Source organism: uncultured Actinomyces sp. (assembly GCF_963526355.1).
Classification (GTDB): Bacteria; Actinomycetota; Actinomycetes; order Actinomycetales; family Actinomycetaceae; genus Actinomyces.
This window is the reverse complement of record NZ_CAUROW010000014.1, coordinates 23,788-43,781: the sequence shown is the minus strand read 5'-3', so window position 1 is coordinate 43,781 and position 19,994 is coordinate 23,788. Positions and strand designations below refer to the sequence as shown.

The following is a 19,994-nucleotide window of genomic DNA, read 5'->3' as shown; positions in this document are numbered from 1 at the left end:
CCGGGAACCGGATAGGCTGACCCCCATGACCCACATCCTGTCCGCAGTCGCCTGGCCGTACGCCAACGGCCCGCGTCACATCGGCCACGTCGCCGGCTTCGGTGTTCCCTCAGACGTCTTCTCGCGCTACATGCGCATGGCCGGTCACGACGTCCTCATGGTCTCGGGCACCGATGAGCATGGCACCCCGATCCTCGTCGCCGCCGACGAGGAGGGCCTCAGCGCCCGCGAGCTCGCCGACCGCAACAACCGGCTCATCGTCGAGGACCTCGTGGCCCTGGGCCTGTCCTACGACCTGTTCACCCGCACCACCGCCGGCAACCATTACCACGTGGTCCAGGACATGTTCACCACCGTGCGGGACAACGGCTACATGGTCCAGCAGGTGACCCGTTCTGCGATCTCCCCCACCACCGGACGCACGCTGCCCGATCGTTACATCGAGGGCACCTGTCCGATCTGCGGCGCCGCGGGCGCCCGTGGGGACCAGTGCGACACCTGCGGCAACCAGCTCGACCCGACCGACCTCATCAGCCCGCGCTCGCGGATCAACGGTGAGACCCCCGAGTTCGTGGAGACCACCCACTGGTTCCTGGACCTGCCCGCCCTGGCCCAGGCCCTGGGCGCCTGGCTCGACGAGCGCGAGGCCTCCGGAACCTGGCGCCCCAATGTCATCAAGTTCTCCCAGAACCTCCTGGGGGACATCCGCCCGCGCGCCATGACCCGCGACATCGACTGGGGCATCCCGGTGCCCGGCTGGGAGGACCAGCCCACCAAGCGCCTGTACGTGTGGTTCGACGCCGTCATCGGCTACCTGTCGGCCTCCATCGAGTGGGCCCGGCGCACCGGCGACCCGCAGGCCTGGCGCGCCTGGTGGAACGACCCGCAGGCCCTGTCCTACTACTTCATGGGCAAGGACAACATCGTCTTCCACTCCCAGATCTGGCCCGCCGAGCTCCTGGGCTACAACGGCCAGGGCGAGAGCGGCGGCGAGCCCGGGCGCCTGGGCGTACTCAACCTGCCCACCGAGGTCGTCTCCAGCGAGTTCCTCACCATGGAGGGCAAGAAGTTCTCCTCCTCCCACGGCATCGTCATCTACGTGCGCGACTTCCTTGAGCGCTACCAGGCCGACGCCCTGCGCTACTTCATCTGCGCCGCCGGCCCGGAGACCGCGGACGCCGACTTCACCTGGGCGGAGTTCGTGCGTCGCACCAACGGCGAGCTCGTGGCCGGCTGGGGCAACCTCGTCAACCGCACCGCCTCCATGATCCACAAGCGCTTCGGGCAGATCCCCGAGCCCGCCGAGCTCCAGGACATCGACCGGGCCCTGCTCGAGGCCGTCGAGGCCGGCTTCGCCTCGGTGGGCGATCTCATCGCCCAGCACCGCCAGAAGGCGGCCCTGGGGGAGGCGATGCGCCTGGTCGGCGAGGCCAACAAGTACGTCGCCGACACCCAGCCATTCAAGCTCAAGGGCGACGACCCGGAGACCCAGGCCCGGCTGGCCACAGTCCTGCACACGCTGGCCCAGGCGGTCGCCGACCTCAACCTCATGCTCTCGCCCTTCCTGCCGCACGCCGCCAACGACGTCGACCGGGTCCTGGGCGGAAACGGCCGGATCGCCCCGATGCCCCGCATCGAGGAGGTCGACGAGCTCGACCCCGACCGCCTGCCCGAGGCCTTCGACGGCCGCACCGGCTACCCGATCATCACCGGCGACTACGAGGGTGCCCCCACCTGGGAGCGCCACCCGGTCACCGTCGGTACCCCCGTGGCCAAGCCGGCGCCGGTGTTCACCAAGCTGGACGAGTCGATCGTCGAGGCCGAGCTGGCCCGTTACGCCGACTCCGTGCCCGACGACGTCACCGGCTCCTGAGGGCGCATGGGCTCGAGGAAGCGCGACCGCTCATGGCCACCGGCCGACGCCGTCGTGCCCCTGGTGGCCCCGGTCACCGACAACCATACGCACCTGCCGGTCGCGGCGGATGCCGGCGGGCCCGGGGCCGAGGCGCCGCTGACCGCGGCCGAGTTGGTTGAGCGCGCCGCCGCCGTCGGTGTCACCCGCGTGGTGACCTCCGCCTGCGAGGTCACCACCTGGGAGGAGAGCCTGGCCCTGGCCCGAGACCTGCCGGGCGTGCGCGTGGCCCTGGCCGTGCACCCCAACGAGGCCGTCCTCCACGCCGGGGTGCGCGAGACCGGCCCCGACGGACTTGCTCCTCGTGCGCAGGAGCACCACACCGAGCCGATCGAGTCCGCGATCGCCCGCCTGGAGGAGACGCTCAAGGCGCACGCCGACGTCGTCGTCGCCGTTGGAGAGAGCGGACTGGATTTCTTCCGCACCGGTGAAAAGGGGGCCGCCGCCCAGCGTGAGGCCTTCCGGGCGCACATCGCCCTGGCCAAGGAGCTCGATCTGCCCCTGCAGATCCACGACCGCGACGCGCACTCCGCCTGCGTGGAGGTGCTGGAGGCCGACGGCGCCCCCGAGCGCACCGTGTTCCACTGCTTCTCCGGTGGGGCGGAGCTGGCCGCCGTCTGCGCCGAGCGCGGCTGGTACGCCTCGATCGCGGGCCCGCTCACCTATCCGGCCAACGGGTCACTGCGTGAGGCAGTCGCCGACCTGCCCGATGAGCTCCTCCTGGTGGAGACCGACGCGCCCTACCTTCCTCCCAAGCGCTGGCGCGGCCGGCCCAACGCTTCCTATCTCATGGGGGACACAGTCCGTTTCCTGGCTGAGCAGCGGGGGTTGGGTGAAGGGGAGTTCTGTCGCCGCTTGCAGGCCACGACCGAGGTGGTCTACGGAAGCTGGTGAGACCGCCCCGATAAGGGGTCCGCCGCAGCCACCATTCGCCTCCCAGGATTATCCCAGGTGAAGCACAGGAGGGGATCAGGGCCTGTTTGCTTGGTTCGAGCACTACCTCGAGGTGTGAGCAGGTGCATTGGCACGCCCCCGCATCATCGGATACGGTGACGCTCAGTCGTCAAACGAAGGAAGTTCTATCGTGGGTCGTCACTCCCAGACCAGCTCCCTGAGTACAACACTCGCAGGCCTCGGCTCCATGGCCTCCAAGAGGCGGACCGCCTCCGGTGCTCGTGGCCGTCGTCGCGCTGAGGGGCCTGCCAAGACCGCTCTGACCCCCATGCTCTTCAAGGCGGGGGGCGCTGCAGCCGCCTTCTCCCTGGCTGTATCCGGTGCCGCCTACGCGGCCAGCACCTTCGGTGATGAGGACCGCCCCTCGGGCGGCGCCTTCGGGCTGATCGGCGGTGAATCCGACGGGAAGGCGAAGACCGCCAAGGAGTCCGAGAAGCCGGGGACCGGCAAGATCGCCAGTGCGGAGATCGCCACCACCACCGTTGACGAGCCTCAGGTCCACGGCACGGTCCAGAAGGAGAGCGATGCTCTGCCCGCCGGGCAGACTCAGGTCGAGACTCCCGGTGTCGATGGGCTGGTGCGCACTACTTATGAGGTCACCACCATTGACGGCAAGGAGATCTCCCGCACCCCGGTCGCCCAGGTGGTCGTCACCGAGAAGGTGGACGAAGTCATCCTGGTGGGTTCTGGTGCGCAGGAGCTCGCTGCGGCCCAGGCGGCCGCCGAGGCCGCTGAGGCTCAGGCCGCCGCGCAGGCGAGCGAGGGGGCTGCTGCGGCGCCGGCTCCCGTGGCCGATCCCGGTGCGGGAACCGATCCTGCTGGCGCCAAGGACGTTGCTCGCTCCATGTTGGCCGGTTACGGCTGGGACGACTCGCAGTTCTCCTGCCTGGAGAATCTGTGGAACCGCGAGTCCGGCTGGAACTACCAGGCCGAGAACGCCTCCTCGGGAGCCTATGGCATTCCTCAGGCGCTTCCGGGTTCCAAGATGAGCGCGGTCGCTGAGGACTGGGCGACTAATCCCACCACCCAGATCACCTGGGGTCTGGGCTACATCTCCGGACGCTACGGCAGCCCCTGCTCGGCCTGGGCGCACTCCGAGTCCGTCGGCTGGTACTGACCTGATCCGATCCTGCCCTGCCTCGGCCGGGATGTCGGGCCGTCTCCTTCATGCCCGACCGGATCGTGATGACGGTGTCCGTTCCTTTGGTGGGACGGGCACCGTTGACATCTCAGTGAAACGTATGTCACGTGGACGTGAGATGTCTTATTGTCGGGACCTTCGTCATTCCAGTACGGTGTCACCCGCCGTCGATCGGAAGGACATCTCCCCCGTGACTCCCCCCAGCCAGCGTCATACCCATGCCTCGCCTGAGGACCTGTACGTGCCGGCCTCGCACGAGGTCGACGACGGGCGCAGGAGCACCCGAACCATGGTGCTGCGCGCAGGTCTGGTGGCCTTGGCCATGTCGGTGGCGGTCTCCGGTGGAGCCTACGCCGCCGTACGTGTCGGTGAGCACGGCAAGGCCTCCGGTGTCGACGCGGCGGATCAACGCATCGACGCGCTCGATGCGGAGGGCGCTCGCAACGGGGTCTCGGTCACGCCGAGCACCTCCACCCTCACTGCCGAGACGGTTGACGTCACCGACCCCCACGGTTCCCTCCAGCAGGAGAGCGGCGATCTGCCTCAAGGCGAGACCAAGGTCGCCACAGCAGGCATCGATGGCGTCGTGCGCACCACCTACGAGATCATCACCGTCGATGGCAAGGAGGTCTCGCGCATCCCGGTCGCGCAGGTCGTCGTTACCCAGAAGGTTGATGAAGTCGTCCTCGTGGGTACCGGGACGACGAAGACCCAGGAACAGAGCCCGCCCCAGTCGCAGGCTCCCGCACCCTCTGCGTCGTCGGATTCCTCCTCCGGCGGATCCGCCAGCAATGGTCATGGTGATGTTGGTGACGACGTATGGGCCAGGCTCGCCCAGTGCGAGTCCGGTGGCAATCCGAAGACCGACACCGGCAACGGCTTCTACGGCATGTACCAGTTCACCCTGTCCACCTGGCAGTCCCTGGGTGGGACCGGCTACCCCCATGAGGCCGACGCCGCTACCCAGACTGAGATGGCCAAGCGGCTCCAGGCCAAGGCCGGTTGGGGACAGTGGCCCGCCTGCTCCAGCAAGCTCGGCCTGCGCTGAGCGAGTGGAGCGGCCGAGGGTCTTAGGTCCTGGGGCTGCGTGCAGGCCATGGGCGCACGCCCCGACCGGTGCATGACTGACGACCAGAGGGCGTCTAGCGTGTTCCCAGATATCTCATAGTGACAGAAGGTGGACGCCGGTTACTGTGTCCCCATGACATTGCCGGTACCCGATTCACCGGTGCCCCCGACGGGAACCGCCCGCTCAAGCATCTCAGAACCTACCGGAGTCCGTGAGGCCGCCTCCGGGGCTTCATCCGAGTCCACCGGCGTGGACCATCCCCGTTCCCCGGATTCTTCGATCTCCGGGGCATTCTCGGGTTCCCTGGCCGCCGGTCTCCTAGGCCCTGCCGAGATCCGGGGCCTGTCCCAGGCACTGGATATCCGCCCCACGAAGACTCTGGGACAGAATTTCGTCCATGACGCCGGCACTGTACGCCGCATCGTCGCAAGCGCAGGCGTGAGCCCTGATGACACCGTTCTGGAGATCGGGCCGGGCCTGGGCTCCCTCACCCTGGCTCTTCTGGAGACCGGGGCGCGCGTCATCGCCGTCGAGATCGATCCCGTCCTGGCTCGGGCTCTTCCTGTCACCGTCGCCGATCGCATGCCCGACGCCGCCGACCGCCTCGGCGTCATCGAGGCCGACGCCCTGAGCATCAGCGGCCCCGAGGCGCTGGGCGGCGCCGCGCAGCCCCCGCCCACCCGCCTCGTAGCGAACCTGCCCTACAACGTGGCCGTCCCCGTCCTGCTCACCGTTCTGGAGGTCCTACCCAGCCTGGAGGTCATCACCGTCATGGTCCAGGCCGAGGTCGCCGACCGCCTCGCCGCCGTACCCGGCTCGCGCACCTACGGCGTCCCCAGTGTCAAGGCCGCCTGGTACGCCGCCGCCCGTCGCACCCTGACCATCTCCCGTCGCGTCTTCTGGCCCGTGCCCAACGTCGACTCCGCCCTCGTCGAGCTCGTCCGCCGCCGACCCCCGGACACGCGCGCCACCCGCGAGCAGGTCTTCACCGTCGTCGACGCCGCCTTCGCCCAGCGCCGCAAGACTCTGCGCAAGGCCCTGGCCAAGGCGGCCGGAGGAACCGACGCCGCCGAGGTCGCCCTGCGCGCCGCTGGCATCGACCCCACGCGGCGTGGGGAGACCCTTGACATCACCGCCTTTGCCGCCCTGGCCGAGGCGTTGTGCCCCAACGATGCCGATCAGAGCGCCGCACCGACGTCACCGACCACCTCTCAGGAGCAGTCATGAGCCATCTGCGTGCCGTTCCCAACGGTCCCACCGGACCCTCAACAGCGCCGCCCCGCAGCGGCTCGGCCAGCTCCGTGCGGGTCGAGGCCCCGGGCAAGGTCAACCTCTTCCTGTCCGCAGGCGCCCCCGGCCCTGACGGCTACCATCCGCTCACCACGGTGTTCCAGGCGGTCCGCCTCATCGAGACCGTCACCGCTCGCCGCCAGTCCGCCCAGAACCACGGCACTGTCACCCTCACCCTGGAGGAGCCCGACGCCGCCGTCCCCATCGACGCCTCCAACCTGGCCGTGCGCGCCGCCGATCTCCTGGCCGAGGTCACTGGTGTGAACGAGGGCGTCGACCTCCTCCTGCGCAAGCGTGTTCCCGTGGCCGGGGGCATGGCCGGAGGCTCGGCCGACGCCGCGGCGACCCTCGTGGCCTGCAACGCCCTGTGGGGCACGAACCTCCCCCTGCCCGAGCTGTCCGCCCTGGCTTCCAGGCTCGGGGCGGACGTGCCCTTCCCCCTGACCGGTGCCACCGCTGTGGGACACGGACGCGGAGACCTCGTCACCCCGATCATGACCCGGGGCTCCTACCACTGGGTCTTCGCCCTGGCAGAGCAGGGCCTGTCCACTCCCGCGGTCTTCCGCCGCTTTGACGTGCTGCCCGGTGCCGGCGAACCCGCCGTGCGCGACATCCCCGAGGCCCTCACTGCGGCCCTGCGCGCCGGCGATGTCCGTGCCCTGGCGGACTCCCTTCACAACGACCTTCAGGCCGCAGCCATCGATCTGCGTCCCGAGCTGGCGCGGGTCATATCCGTTGCCGAGGAGGCCGGGGCCCTGCGCGCCATCGTCTCCGGCTCCGGCCCCACCATCGCCGCTCTGGTTGAGGACGCCGGTGGCGCCCAGCGGGTCTCGCGCGCACTGAAGGCCTCGGGCCTGGTCGCCGGCGTCCTGCGTGCCGACGCCCCCGTGGCCGGCGCCCGGGTGGTGGGCTGATGGCGCATCTGCTCGGCGTGGAGAGACTGCGCCTGACCGTCGGTTCCCGCCTGCTCCTGGATGACGTCACCCTGGGGATCGAGGACGGCACCCGGGTGGGGGTTCTGGGGCCCAATGGTGCCGGCAAGTCCACCTTCCTGGCGGCCCTGGCCGGCCAACGCGAGCCAGACGGCGGCCGCGTCACCCGCACCGGCGGCGTGAGCGTGGCCGTCCTCAGCCAGGCCGACGATCTGCCACCAGGTGCCACTGTGCGTACCGCCATCCATGGCCAGGCCCCGGAGCACGAGTGGGCCTCCGATTCGGTTGTGCGAGACATCCACGCCGGGCTCATCGCCGACCTCGACCTGTCCGCCGACGTCACCGCCCTCTCGGGCGGTCAGCGCCGCCGCGTCGCCCTGGCTGCGGTCCTCACCCGCCGTGCCGATGTCGTCATTCTCGACGAGCCCACCAACCACCTCGACGTCGAGGGCGTGGACTGGCTCGCCCGCCACCTCCAGGCCCGCTTCTCCGGAACCAGCGGTCGAGGTTCCGGCTCCCTGGTCACCGTCACCCACGACCGTTGGTTCCTGGACGCCATCTGCACCGACGTGTGGGAGGTCGTTCCCGGTGTCGATCCCGGTGGCGGACGCCCTCAGGTGGCCGGCCGTATCGAGACCTACGACGGCGGGTACGCCGCCTACGTCCTTGCCCGGGCCGAGCGTGCTCGTCAGGCCGCCGTGGCCGCCGTCAAGCGTGAGAACCTCCTGCGCAAGGAGCTTGCCTGGCTGCGCCGCGGCGCCCCCGCCCGCACCTCCAAGCCCCGCTTCCGCATCGAGGCCGCCGAGGCGCTCATCGCCGACGTACCGCCTCCGCGCGACACCGTGGCCCTGACCGCCATGGCCACCGCCCGCCTGGGCAAGAAGGTCCTCGACCTCGAGGACGTCACCGTGCGCTACCCGGTCTCCACTGGTCGGGCCGACGAGGCCGACGAGGCCGCGACCCCGTCAGAGCGGGAGATCCTGCGCCACGTCACCTGGCGACTCGCACCCGGCGAGCGCGTCGGCGTCGTCGGTGTCAACGGAGCCGGCAAGACCACCTTGCTGCGCCTGCTCGAAGGCGTCCAGGAGCCCACCGGCGGCCGCGTCGTCCGCGGTAAGACCGTCCAGGTGGCCACACTGTCCCAGTCAACCCACGAGCTCGACGCGCTCGCGGACCTGCGTGTTGTCGAGGCCGTGGCCATGGTCGGGGAGAGGGTCGTCGTCGGGGGCAAGGAGATGACCGCGGCCCAGCTCGTCGAGCGCCTGGGCTTCACCCGCCAGCGCGCCTGGACCCGGGTCGGCGAGGTCAGCGGCGGGGAGCGCCGTCGCCTCCAGCTGCTGCGTCTGCTCATGACCGAGCCGAACGTGCTCCTGCTCGATGAGCCCACCAACGATCTGGATACCGACACCCTGGCGGCCGTCGAGGACATCCTCGACTCCTTCCCCGGCACCCTCGTCGTCGTCTCTCACGACCGATACCTCCTGGAGCGGGTCACCGATCACCAGGTGGCCCTGCTGGGGGACGGACGCGTGCGCGACCTGCCCGGCGGGGTGGAGCAGTACCTGCGGCTGCGTCGTGAGGCGGTGGCATCGACCCGAGGCGCGACCGACTCGGTGGGTTCCGCGACGCAGGCCGCGGGTGGGGCCCAGGTCGAGCGCAGTGCCTCGAACGGGGCCAAACGCCATGAGTCCAGGAAGGCGCTGGCACGCATCGAGCGAAGGATGGAGCGCTCGGCCCAGGCCGTTGCTGCGCTGCACGTGCGTATGGAGGAGGTCTCGGCCAACCCGTCCCGGGTGGGGGAGCTGGCCGAGCTCGGCCGCGAGCTGGTGGCCGCAGAAGCGGCCCACGCCGAGCTGGAGGAGCAGTGGCTCGAGGTAGCGGAGACCCTGGAGACCTGAGACGGCGAATCCGTCACGTGCTCACAGGGCCCGGTTGAAGGAAGGCCGCAAAGGGCGGAGGAACAGGACCAGCGCGGGCAGGTGATGGGATGGGGAGACGGGACTGGTTGGTATTGGTAGCAGCCCTGGTCGGGGCCGGCTCAGCCGACAGGTCGCCTAGACGACGGGAGCGACCTGACGGGCCAGTTCGACGAGGTGATCCAGGTTGGGGGCGATGTCCTCGGCGGCGGCGCCCCACAGACGCATCACCAGGTCCACCGGCACGGTAGGCAGGCCGGCCAGGCGCAGGACGACGACGCCCTGGGTAGGGCCGTTGGACTCGTAGAAGGCGGAGAACCCCACCATGTCCGGTCCCGGGCGCAGACGTACCAGCTCGGCCTCGGGCAGGAGCGCGGCGATGATCTGGCGCTGGGTGGCGCGGCGCCCCTCCTTGGACCCGTCATCCTTGGCGATCTCCAGGCTGAGGTCGGTGACGAAGGGCGGGTGGGCGACGTCGTCGATGTGCATGAGGCGTGCGAAACGTCCCTGACGCTCCATGGCCTGCAGCTCATTGAGCAGGGACTCCAGCTCGGAGCGCCACTGCGGACCGGTGACTCCCAGGTGGGCGCTGCGGTGGCGCGCCTCCTCCCGAGCCCAACCCGGAGGCGGGAAGGGCGGGATGATCACCCATCGCTGGGGATCAGGCGTGACCGCGATCTGCACTGTGTGCTCCTTCCGAGACCTCGTCCGACTGCGAGGCAGTGGGCTGGGCGCCTACCATGTCTGTCCTATGAGGACCCGAGAGCGACATACGACAATTATGCCTGCATCCGCTCGCCGCCGCGTGGTCCGAGTGCTGGTGGATGCCGGGCTTATCATCGCACTCTGTGCCGCCACGGAGCGCTGCTGTGGAATCTTATTCGCTGTTGGGGTGGTTGTGCTGCTTATTGCTGTGATGACCGCCATGGTGGCGACGACCGGAGCCACGGTCGGGGGTTTGGTGACGGGGGTTCGACTTCGGAGAGTGACGGACCCGAACGGCCCTCCCGGACGGTCGGCAGTGATTTACGTCGCATTTCTAACCCTTTCTTTGGTGGCAACCGCAGGGTTGGCCCCTCTTGTTTTGTGGGTCCTCTCACTGTGGCGCGCTGAGCAGCGCACCTGGTTCGATCGGCTGGCCGGGACGGTCCTTCTCAGTGCCAGACCGACTTCGGTGTCGACCTGCTCCCTGGTGGTTGAAGGGGCGGTAATTCCTGTTCTGGGGCCGATTATCCTGGGACGTCAGCCGGCTCCGATCGAGTCTCACCCGGACGCGCAACTCGTTGCGGTGCTCCGGTCGGAGGACTCCGTGTCCAAGACGCACGCCCTGTTCGTACCCGCATCCGATGGGGTACTCGTCACAGATCTGGGGTCGACCAACGGGACTCATATCGAGGACGAGGAGGGGGTCCATCGACTCTCACCGGGTCGACCGGAGCACGTGCACCGGGGACGACAGGCATACTTGGGTGACGGTGTCTGTATCGTCCGTTGAGGAGAAATATGATGACAAACAGCCCGAACAGCAGTGCGAATAACGAGGTCTGGTGGACCGAGGGCTCGTGGACGGGCGTGGTCACGCCACACGCCGTAATGATCCTGCCCCCATCGGTGCCGCAGGATCTCACTGAGCGCCTGTGGCGGCTGCTGCGTAGTGACGGGGCCTCGCTGACGCGGGCCCTGGACGAGTTGGTGATGGGGATGGGTGGACGTCTGGGCGCGATCCCGGACTTCGTACTCGCCGTCTCAGCGCCCGAAGACATTTTCCATGTGGCGCTGCGCGGTGCCCCGCAGATGGAGGTCGACGGCAAGGCCCTGGACGCCTCGGCGGTCACCACCTGGTTCGAGACAACGGTGACCTCTCCCAGCTCGCTCGTCGTCAGCGCGCCCGACGGAGCCGGTCAGGTGAGCCGCCCGGCGATCGACGCCGTCGTGAGCACCGGTCGCCTGGTGCTGCGAGGCTCTGAGAAGTCGAGCGGGAGCCCGTCCCCCAGTCATGCATCGTCAAAGGGGTCCGGCGACTCCGACGACGATGACCCCGACCCGGCCGGTCCTGACTACTCCACCGTGTCCGCCGGGTCCCCCGATGCGGCGGTAAAGCCCTCCCGGTCCTCTCGCAGGGCGTGGCGTCGTTCCTCGCACCGTCAATCCACCTCGTCGGATCACTCGGAGCAGGGTGGCCTGTCCGAGGGGGCACCCGCCGAGGCCGCCGAATCTCCCGACACCGTCGACGATCTCATCGAGATCGCGCAGGACAACGCCGAGAAGCAGGCCCTCGAAGGCGCTCAGCTCGCCGCCTCCGCCGAGGACGCCGACGTCGTGCGGGTCGCAGAGACCAGTCAGTCCGCCGCCTCCGCCGAGGTTCCGGATGCTTCCGAGGACCCCGCCGAGCCCTCTGACCTGTTGGCCGTCGTCGCCGGTTTGTCCCAGGTTGTCGAGGATCCCACCGACGCCCGGGTGACTGCTGGGACGAGCTGGAGCGCCCGCTCCGCTGAGAGTGCCAAACCCTTCGAGGCTCCTGTGATCGAGGTTTCTCGGTCTCCTGAGGTCGCCGAGGCTGATGCCGCCTCCTCGCCGGAGGACTCCGATCAGGGCCTGTTGATCGCTCCTGACTTCGAGGCCCCGGCCCTGCCGGTCCCCTCCGCTTCGGAGGTGGGGATCGTGATCCCGCCTCCGCCGCCACCATCGAACGAGGATCTTGCCGAGGTTGCGGAGGTGCGTGGCGAGGACGGGCCCGTACGCTCTGGGGACCATGACGGGCAGACCGTCAACGGTCTTCCCGAGGACCTCTCCCAGGAACTGCGTGCTGAGCTGCTCAGCCAGGGATTCGGTCCTCTGGAGCCGAGCTGGCCGACTCAATCCGCGGGGTCGGCCGGTTCTGCCGCAGAGGCCGACACGGCGGCCGCGCTCGTGCAGCCTCCTGCTGACGAGCCCTCCTCCGAAGACCTCGGACACGGCGACCATGACGGGCAAACCATCAACGGTCTGCCCGAAGACCTGGTGGGCGAGCTCGTCTCCCTCGTGGGCTCCGAGCCCTCCAGCCCGGCGTCCCCGGTCTCTGCGAGTTCTCCCGGTGAGCCGGACGCCATCCGGATCGTGCTGTCGGCGGTGTGCCCCCAGGGGCACCCCAACCCCACTAACTACACGGCGTGCCGCGTCTGTGGAGCCGAGCTCAACCGCCCGGCCAAGTCGGTGGCCTGCCCCCCTCTGGGGTACGTGGTCACCTCCGGCGGCGAGAGCATTGAGCTCAATCGTCCCCTCCTGGTGGGGCGCAATCCCGTGGCCGACGACGTCACCAGCGTCGCGGAGGTCCCCATGCGCGCGCTGACTGTCGCCAGCCCCAACCAGCTCGTCTCGCGCAACCACATCCTCATCGACCTGGATGCGTGGAGCGTGCTGGCCCAGGATCTGGGCAACTGCAACGGCACCGTTCTCAACCGCCAGAACGAGGCGCCTGTGCGCCTGTCCTCGGCAACCCCGGTGCTCCTGCGCAGCGGAGACGTCCTCGACCTCGGCGACGGTCAGACCCTCGCCTTTGAGAACCTCCCCTGATGCTGGATCACAAGGGACCGCCTCCGGTTATCTCTGGGTTCACCTACCTGGAGAGACTCGGAGCGGGAGGCTACTCGACGGTCTATCTCTTCGAGCAGCACATGCCCCGCCGCGAGGTCGCGGTCAAGGTCATGAACGCTGACGTCGAGGACAAGACCGCCTCCCGCTTCGAGTCGGAGGCGAACCTCATGGCACGGGTCTCCTCCCACCCGGCCATCCTGTCCATCTACGGCGCGGGCGTCTCCGCCGATGGCCACCCTTTCCTGGTCATGGAGTACTGCCCGCCGCCGCAGCTGGGCGCCATCTTGCGCCAGGGACCTCTCAATGTCGCCGAGACTCTGTCGACTGCGATCCAGATCGCCGGAGCGGTGGAAACCGCTCACCGGGCCGGTATCGTCCACCGTGATATCAAGCCCGCCAACATCCTGTTCACCACTTACCGCCGCCCGGTGCTCTCGGACTTCGGCATCTCCGCCATGAGCGGTCCCGAGGGGCCCGAGGAGTTGAGGGGCATGAGCGTGCCCTGGGCTCCTCCCGAGCAGCTGGTCGGGATGCGTTCCGCCAATCCGGCCTCCGACATCTATTCCCTGGGTGCGACCACCTTCGCCATGCTCACGGGCCGCAGCCCCTTCGAGACCGACGGTGTTCCGGACGTTTACGAGCTCTCCCGTCGCATCGTCAAGGATCCTCTGCCTCCGCTGGGTCGTCAGGACGCTCCGCCGTCGCTGTACCGTGTGCTGTCCGTGGCGATGGACAAGAACCCGACCTCCCGCTACCCGACAGCGCTGGCCTTCGCCCGTGCGCTCCAGCAGGTACAGGCCGAGCTCGACCTGCCGATTACCACAGTCGACCTGTTCCAGGAGCCGGATAAGAAGACGTCACGGCGTCCCAGTTCCGACGAGAACGACACCGCCACCAAGATGGGTGTGTTCAACCAGGTCGACGTCACCAGCGAACATATCGCCATGCGGGTTGAACCCGACGGCGGCGACGAACGCTCCTCTGCGGGGTCGGAGGCCGGTGAGGCGAGCCGTTCGAGTCGGATGCGCTCCGTGCTGACGGCACTGCTGGTCGTGGCTATGGTGGCAGCCGTCGTCGCTGCCATCGTCATCTCCCGGATGCAGGAGACGACGAAGAGGCCTGAGAATCCCATCGCCACTATCGCCCCGCAGACCGATTCGAACCCTTTGCAGGCCTCGGTGCCAATGGTCGGCGACATCGAAGGCGAGCCGCTTGGTGACGGTAAAGTGAAGTTCACTTGGGGTGAGCCGGAGACCGCCTGGACCGGTAGCTATCTCTACCGAGTCAAGCTGCCTGATGAGGAAACCCAGGTCGACTCCACTCGGACCAACGAGGTCGTCGTCGCCGCCCAGGAGGGGCGCACCTGCCTGGAGGTCACCGCGGTGCGCTCCGACGGCAAATCGTCTCAGGCCAAGACCGCCTGCGTCGACACGCCTTGAAGGGACCCCGGGGCTGGACGGCCCAGACAGTGGAGTGACGGAACTCGCACATCAACGGAAGTCGCGAGCCCCATCACGTCACTGAGGGGATCGACGTCGCGATCAGATGACCTCGACCTTGAAAGCGATGCGACCGAAGAAGATCGTGCTGCCCTCCAGGGCTGACAACGCCTTGTCCGGCACGGCCTCGATGCTGCGTCCGTCGCCGTACTCCACCCGGGTGCCGTTAGTGGAGTGCAGGTCGGTGACCCACACTCCATCCAATAGCGGGAAGATCGCGGCATGCGTCTTGGATACCGAGCGTGTGGGGTCGTCGAGCGCGATGCGCTCAGCACCCGGGTAGGCCGAGATGTTGTCGGGGTCGCGTCCCACCACCGTGGGCTCGTGGATGAGGATCGGGGCGCCACCCAGCAGTGGTGCGAGACGCACCGAAAGGGCCGGTGCAGCCGAAGACGCTGATGGCAGAGAAGGTGTGACCGTCTGGGCGCTCGTGTTCGGAGCCGGGTCGGCGGGGGCGCTGGAGGCGGCTGTGGTTGTGGCAGCGGTCGCAGGGGTGCCGGCACTGTGCTCGGTGCGGACCGGGCCGCCGCTCGATGCTGCTGCAGGGCTTGTCCGGGGGTGTGTGGGAGTCCCGTCGGTGGGCTCACGGCTCTCATGACGTGCGGCCCGCCCCTCGGTGGAATCGACGTGAGAGGTGCTGTGGGAATCGCCGCGCATCTCCTGTCCTTCCACGGGGTCGGGTATTCCCGGTCCCTGGAAGTGGTGCGTGGTATGCGTCCGCTGCGACGGCGTCTGGGAAGGGGTTGTGCTCGCCGAGCCGGCGGCGGTCCCGGAGGCCTGGGTGCGGCTGGGGTGGCTGTGCGATGTCGGATGGGCCTCCTGCGTCGTCGATGCCGGTACGCTGCCCGGCACCGCGGCAGGGTCGGTCAGGTCCAGCCGGGCCGGCCGGGAGGGGGCCTGCGAAGTCTTCCTGGGCGAAGCGTCCTCGGAGAGGATGCCCCCTTCCGGAAGAGAGTCCACCGTAGCGGCATCCACCGAGGTGGGAACCGATGACCAGGGCACTGAGTCGATGAGTGCCTGCATGTTGCGGTCCCCGGAGGGAAGGATGCTGGATGTGTCGAAGGTGTGCGCGACCTCCGGGGCCGAGCTCGCCTTGGCGGCGAAGCGATGCCGCTCGGAGGTGAAGAGACTCTCGCGGCGAGGAACACCGGGTTGTGACGCCGGCTCTCGCTGATCCTTCGTGGGTGCAGCAGATGGGTCGGAGGTCTTCTTGTCGGTGCTACCGGACTGAGTCCTCCAGCGCTGGGAGTGGGCGTGTCGTGGTTCCATCGTCTGTGATGTTACGGGTTTTGTGGCTTTCGGGCGCGGGACTTGTGTCGAGGGTGTCGCATCTTGCGAGGAAGAGGCCTCGGAGGGCTTGGAATCGGTTGGAGTTTTAGAGGATTCCGCTGAGGGCGTCCTCGTTGAGCGGGAACCGTCGGTGTTGGACTGTGCGGCTGGATACCGGCTGGTCGGCTGCGCTTCGGCCCCGCCGGAGGCCTCATGGTGTTCGGACGTGTCGTCCGCCACTGCATCGAGGGTGGCTGTGTCGGCTTCCATCGGCGATGAGAGTGTTGATGAGGGCTCCACCGACGTGGACGGCCTTGGCGATGAGGGCTGGTCGACAGCCGGTTGCACGGAGGGGGTGGTATCGGTGGGCGCCTCCGATCTCGCTCCGCTGGAGGGTCTGGTCGGTGCCTTCGCCTCTGTTGCGGCGCTGAGTGCGGTGGATGCCGTGGTGCTCGGGGCTTGGGCCGTTGAGTCGGCCGATCCGATGGTCTCGTGCGTGGGGCCGTCGGCCGCCTGATGGGCCGATTGCGCCGCTGATCTGGTTGATGCCTCAGCGGCGGCCAGTGCCGCGGAGGCCTGAGGATCCATGGGGGTGGCGGAGGCTGCGGCCACGGCTGCAGCATCGGAGACCTCCGGACTGGCGGAGGCGGCCGATGTCGCCGATACGGAGGGGGACGACACGGTCGCCGCCTTGGCTGCCTTGGCCGTCCTGGGAGCCTTGATGAGGCCGTAGCCGTCCGCCGAGACTGCGACGCCGGAGATCGCCGACTTGTAGGCGGCCGCCGTTGCGGGAGCTGTCCGTGGTGAGGACGGGCTGTGTGAACCGGCGGACATGGCGCGGCCGGCATGCCGGGCGGGCTGTGCGGGGCGGGCAGGACGAGGCCTGCGGATCGAGGAGGACACCGGGTCCGACGTCGTCGGATGCGCAGTCCCGCCGGCTGAGGCGACCAGTCCCGCCTCGGTGGCACTCTGAACGCCCACGGCCATGTCGTCACCGGTTCCGTCCGTGATACCGGCGCCGGCTCGGGTACGGGTCTCGGTGCTCGCAGAATCTGTATGGGAGCCACTTGCCGGAGATCTCTTCTCCGCCCTCTGAGAGCGCCGACGACGGGATCTGGGGGCGTCGGACTGGTCAGTCCCATGGGAGGGCTGCGAGGCAGAGGGGGCCTCGGTGTCGGAGCGCTCGGCGTCCTCGGCGCCGTCGGATGCAGGGGCGGCCACCGGTGCGGTCGTGGTCTGAGCGGAGTGTGGAGCAGTGTGCCGCCGGGACTCGCCGACGGCGCCGGCCACCGCGGGAGAATCCGCGGATCGTGTCTCTGGAGCAGTTGCCCTGGTGGCGACCTGACCCGGTCTGCTCGACTTCCTCGCATGGAGCAGCGCCATCCCGGAGAGCTTGTCGTGCCAGCCTCGTCCCTCGGGATCGGTTGCCGCCGTGCGCATGAGGGCAATGGTTCCCAGGCCGAAGGTGGTGACACTGACGGCCAGGATGAGGTCTGCGTGAAGGAAGGAGCCCAACGGCGAGGGGGCCTGGTGCTGAGCGCTCAGCATGCGCACCTTGAGCAGCCTCCCGCCCGGGGACCATCCGGTGGCTGCGATGGCGAGCCAACGCGCCCCGACGATCACCCCGAAGGCGATGAGCCCGCTGGTCAGGGGTGGGCGGCCGCCCACCTGCCAGATGACGGCGGTCAGGCCTCCCACCAGAAGTGAACCGATGACGAGGTCGATGACTCCGGCGACAACACGCGCCCTGACCGGGGCGGGGGGGAGTCGACGATGCGGCGGGTTCGGCTTGTGTGCAGCAGGATCAGCCGCAGTGGGCTCTGAGCCACCGGGGGCGGCCGTCTCCGCGCCACTGTCAGGCTTGCCGTCGTCTGGATTACCAGGGGCAGTCGGCGTGATGCCGTACTGACTTACGACCTCGGTTCGCGACGCGTCATCGGGCAGGTGGGAAGACGTCGGTGGCCCTGCAGCGGTCGAGGCGCTGCGACGGGTGTCAGCCGTGATCGTCATGACTGCAACCTCCTGGGTCGACGTGACCGCCTCCCGGCGGGATGGACAAGAGAACGCGGGGAAAGGCGGGCCACAGCCCGTCCCAGGCGTGAGCGCTCCGACCCCATGGAGCGGACAATCGCGTCTGAGGAGTCCCACAACTCCCCTAGAGCGTACGACGCGGGTTCCCCGAAGCTGAAGACCTGGGTGTCGACTGCGCCGGCGAAGCGGGGCAGATCGGCCTGCGGGAAGTGGGGAGCCAGCTGCGCAGCGGCCTCCCGCCGGGTGGCGCCCCACCCAGGGACGCGCCCCAGGTCGCGGGCGCGGTCGAGGATCTCCTCCCACGCCCCCAGGGCCTTGCCGATGCCGGTGCGTCCACGCCGTCGGTTGCGCCTCCAGGCCTTCCACCCCAGAACGGATCCCACGATCACAGCGATGACAAGGATGGAGCCTCCAACGACGATGACCGCCGTGGGTATGCCGCCCTTGTCGTCGTCCTGGGGATCGTCGTGCTGCGGGTCCTCGTAGTTCGGGGGCAGCTGGGCCGGATCCTCGTTGGGCAGCGGGGGCTGAAGGACATTGGGTTCGGGGTTGGAGACCTTCTGGGTGGTCTGCTGCTGAGGGACCTGGTCACGGTCCGGGGTGACGTCGAAGGACACCCACCCCAGATCCTCGAAGGGGATCTCCACCCAGGCCTTGACGTCCTCGCCGGTGATGGTCTTGGCGTCGCCGTCGGTGGCCGGGTCGAAGCCCATGACTACACGGGCGGGAATGCTGAGCGAGCGGCACATGAGCATCATGAGGACCGAGTACTGCTCGTCGTCGCCGATGAGGGAGTCGGCCTCCACCATCGAGGCGATGCGGGCCGCCCCATGCCCCGGCTGGGAGGGGCTTTGGGTGCCGTCGGAGTAGTAGCTCGTGCGCAGGCGCTGCTGGAGCGCCCGCACCTGGGCGATGGGGTTGGATTCGGCCCCGACGATCTCCTTGGCCAAAGAGGCCACCGACGACGGCACCTGATCAATCGGCCCCAGCGCGGTCTGGGCCATGGAGGCCTTACTGAGCGCGGCCTCGGAAGGCGATGTGTAAGGGGCGACCCTCTCGGTGAGGACGTCTCCCTCGGCCAGGCCGCTGGTGGCGATCCCGGTGGAGGAGAATTTGTCGAAGTACATCCCCTCGCGCAGGGCCGACTGACGTGGGCCGGAGGACTCGATCCGAATCGTCTCAGGCATGGTGGGGACCCACGGGAAGCTGTAGTCCTCGATAGTCAGGGAGGAGGTCTGCTTGTTCCCGTCGAGCCTGCTCACCGTCAGCTGGGTCTTGTCACCGATGCGCTCGAAACGCGACTGGCCGTTCGTGTTCTGTCCGATATGGGCGGACAATCCGTCGTAGGAGTCCAGTGCGGCGATACGGATGCGCCCGCCCTTGGGCAGATTGGTGGGCTTCATGAGCTGGGTGTGGGCCTTGTCGGTCTCCAGGGTGCGCACCAGGGACAGCGGGCTGGCGTACTCGGTCAGGTCCAAGGGTGGTTGGAACAGGTTGCGCACCACGGTCCGGGAGGCCGGGGCTGCCGGGGTGAGGGCCAGGGCGGCCAGGGACGTGGACAGCAGCAGAACGACCGCGACGACCATCCCGCGCAGAGCCGCCCGACCGAGGTCACCGGTGCTTCGGGCGCTTGTGCTCCCCGAAGTGGTGGAGAAGGAACTCAGGTCCAGGGCCTCGACGACGTGGCTGCGCCGCTGCCGTAAGGAGCCGCAGGTCCACAGCGCCAGGATGCCGGTGACGAACAGGATGCCCAGCATGGTGGGACGAACGGTCTCCTGTCCGCCCCAACCGATACTGACGGCGGGCAGCAGGATCAGGCTCAGACCGGCCAGGACCTCGCGGCCCGCCAGGATGAGGCGGGTCGCCAGCGCTGAGACGACCAGCCCGACCATCCATGGAAGCACCGTCATGCCGCTGAAGGAGTTCAGTGGCATCGGTACGGTCAGGGCGTCGCGCCACACGGTGACTGTGGCGGCCAGGACGGTCTTGACAGCGGAGAACCCGGAGCCGACATCGGTCAACAGCCATGGGGCGAGCAGGACGTGCGCCAGGGCCAGCGCCGCCATGCTCGGCAGCACCGATAAGCGCAGGCGTGAGCAGGCAAAGGCCATCAGGGCGCCGGTGAGTGCACCGTATCCGACAGCGAGGCAACCGGCTATGGAGGCGAAGATCGGCAGGAAGGGAATCGCGCCGATCGTGATGATTCCGGCCATCAAGGTCAGTTCGAGGGCGGCGATTGCCGGGGTGGGCGGCTTGGCGCCCCGTCTCGGTGGTAAGAACCGGCGGGCTGAGAGTGCCGGCCTGGACGGACGGGACAGGAGCGGGCCGGCACCGGTGACCGACCGCGCCGGACGTGTCGTTTCGGTGCTGTAGAGACTGCGTGTGGGCGACGATGACGTCGTCGCCCG

General features: G+C 68.7%; 13 protein-coding genes. 10 read left to right on the top strand and 3 right to left on the bottom strand.

Translation table 11 applies throughout. The features are described from left to right. Positions 1 to 25: 25 nt before the first annotated feature. The 7 genes from metG to RWR81_RS05195 all read left to right on the top strand — a co-directional run bounded on the left by metG (position 26) and on the right by RWR81_RS05195 (position 9,196). Positions 26 to 1,873 carry a methionine--tRNA ligase gene (metG, locus tag RWR81_RS05225; RefSeq protein ID WP_314455452.1) on the top strand — a complete coding sequence of 616 codons (1,848 nt, stop codon included), beginning with the start codon at positions 26 to 28 and terminating at the stop codon, positions 1,871 to 1,873. A gap of 6 nt (positions 1,874 to 1,879) precedes the next feature. Further along, the gene (locus RWR81_RS05220) at positions 1,880 to 2,806 is read left to right on the top strand and encodes a TatD family hydrolase (protein WP_314455449.1); all 927 of its coding nucleotides are present in this window, start codon (positions 1,880 to 1,882) and stop codon (positions 2,804 to 2,806) included. 190 nt (positions 2,807 to 2,996) lie between these two features. Beyond that, positions 2,997 to 3,983 (top strand): G5 domain-containing protein, encoded by a 987-nt coding sequence (locus RWR81_RS05215; protein ID WP_314455446.1) that lies wholly within the window; start codon positions 2,997 to 2,999, stop codon positions 3,981 to 3,983. Positions 3,984 to 4,197: 214 nt separating this feature from the next. Next, positions 4,198 to 5,055: a resuscitation-promoting factor gene (locus RWR81_RS05210; RefSeq protein ID WP_314455443.1), complete on the top strand. Its 858-nt coding sequence runs from the start codon at positions 4,198 to 4,200 to the stop codon at positions 5,053 to 5,055. Between the two features lie 153 nt (positions 5,056 to 5,208). After that, entirely contained in the window at positions 5,209 to 6,303 is a 1,095-nt protein-coding gene (gene rsmA, locus RWR81_RS05205) for a 16S rRNA (adenine(1518)-N(6)/adenine(1519)-N(6))-dimethyltransferase RsmA (protein WP_314455440.1), read from the top strand. Next, the gene (locus RWR81_RS05200) at positions 6,300 to 7,280 is read left to right on the top strand and encodes a 4-(cytidine 5'-diphospho)-2-C-methyl-D-erythritol kinase (RefSeq protein ID WP_314455437.1); all 981 of its coding nucleotides are present in this window, start codon (positions 6,300 to 6,302) and stop codon (positions 7,278 to 7,280) included. Before rsmA ends, RWR81_RS05200 begins: the two co-directional genes overlap by 4 nt. Beyond that, positions 7,280 to 9,196 carry an ABC-F family ATP-binding cassette domain-containing protein gene (locus RWR81_RS05195; protein WP_314455434.1) on the top strand — a complete coding sequence of 639 codons (1,917 nt, stop codon included), beginning with the start codon at positions 7,280 to 7,282 and terminating at the stop codon, positions 9,194 to 9,196. Before RWR81_RS05200 ends, RWR81_RS05195 begins: the two co-directional genes overlap by 1 nt. A gap of 156 nt (positions 9,197 to 9,352) precedes the next feature. On the opposite strand, the gene RWR81_RS05190 is transcribed toward RWR81_RS05195, so the two are convergent. Beyond that, positions 9,353 to 9,898, bottom strand: coding sequence for a hypothetical protein (locus RWR81_RS05190; protein ID WP_314455431.1), 546 nt, complete (start codon positions 9,896 to 9,898; stop codon positions 9,353 to 9,355). Between RWR81_RS05190 and RWR81_RS05185 the strand changes: the two genes are divergently transcribed. The 3 genes from RWR81_RS05185 to RWR81_RS05175 are packed head-to-tail and all read left to right on the top strand — an operon-like array spanning position 9,855 to position 14,226. After that, complete coding sequence (locus RWR81_RS05185) at positions 9,855 to 10,709, top strand: FHA domain-containing protein (RefSeq protein ID WP_314455428.1); 855 nt, start codon at positions 9,855 to 9,857, stop codon at positions 10,707 to 10,709. The two genes, RWR81_RS05190 and RWR81_RS05185, sit on opposite strands and share 44 nt — an antisense overlap. 8 nt (positions 10,710 to 10,717) lie before the next feature. Next, positions 10,718 to 12,766, top strand: a complete 2,049-nt coding sequence (locus RWR81_RS05180; protein WP_314455425.1) for an FHA domain-containing protein — start codon at positions 10,718 to 10,720, stop codon at positions 12,764 to 12,766. Further along, positions 12,766 to 14,226: a serine/threonine-protein kinase gene (locus RWR81_RS05175; RefSeq protein WP_314455422.1), complete on the top strand. Its 1,461-nt coding sequence runs from the start codon at positions 12,766 to 12,768 to the stop codon at positions 14,224 to 14,226. The genes RWR81_RS05180 and RWR81_RS05175 overlap by 1 nt, the downstream gene beginning before the upstream one ends. 102 nt (positions 14,227 to 14,328) lie before the next feature. On the opposite strand, the gene RWR81_RS05170 is transcribed toward RWR81_RS05175, so the two are convergent. Beyond that, the gene (locus RWR81_RS05170; RefSeq protein ID WP_314455420.1) at positions 14,329 to 17,565 is read right to left on the bottom strand and encodes an RDD family protein; all 3,237 of its coding nucleotides are present in this window, start codon (positions 17,563 to 17,565) and stop codon (positions 14,329 to 14,331) included. Continuing rightward, a complete protein-coding gene (locus tag RWR81_RS05165; protein WP_314455417.1) occupies positions 17,562 to 19,799 on the bottom strand; it encodes a transglutaminase domain-containing protein in 2,238 nt (745 codons plus the stop codon). Before RWR81_RS05165 ends, RWR81_RS05170 begins: the two co-directional genes overlap by 4 nt. Positions 19,800 to 19,994 lie beyond the last annotated feature (195 nt).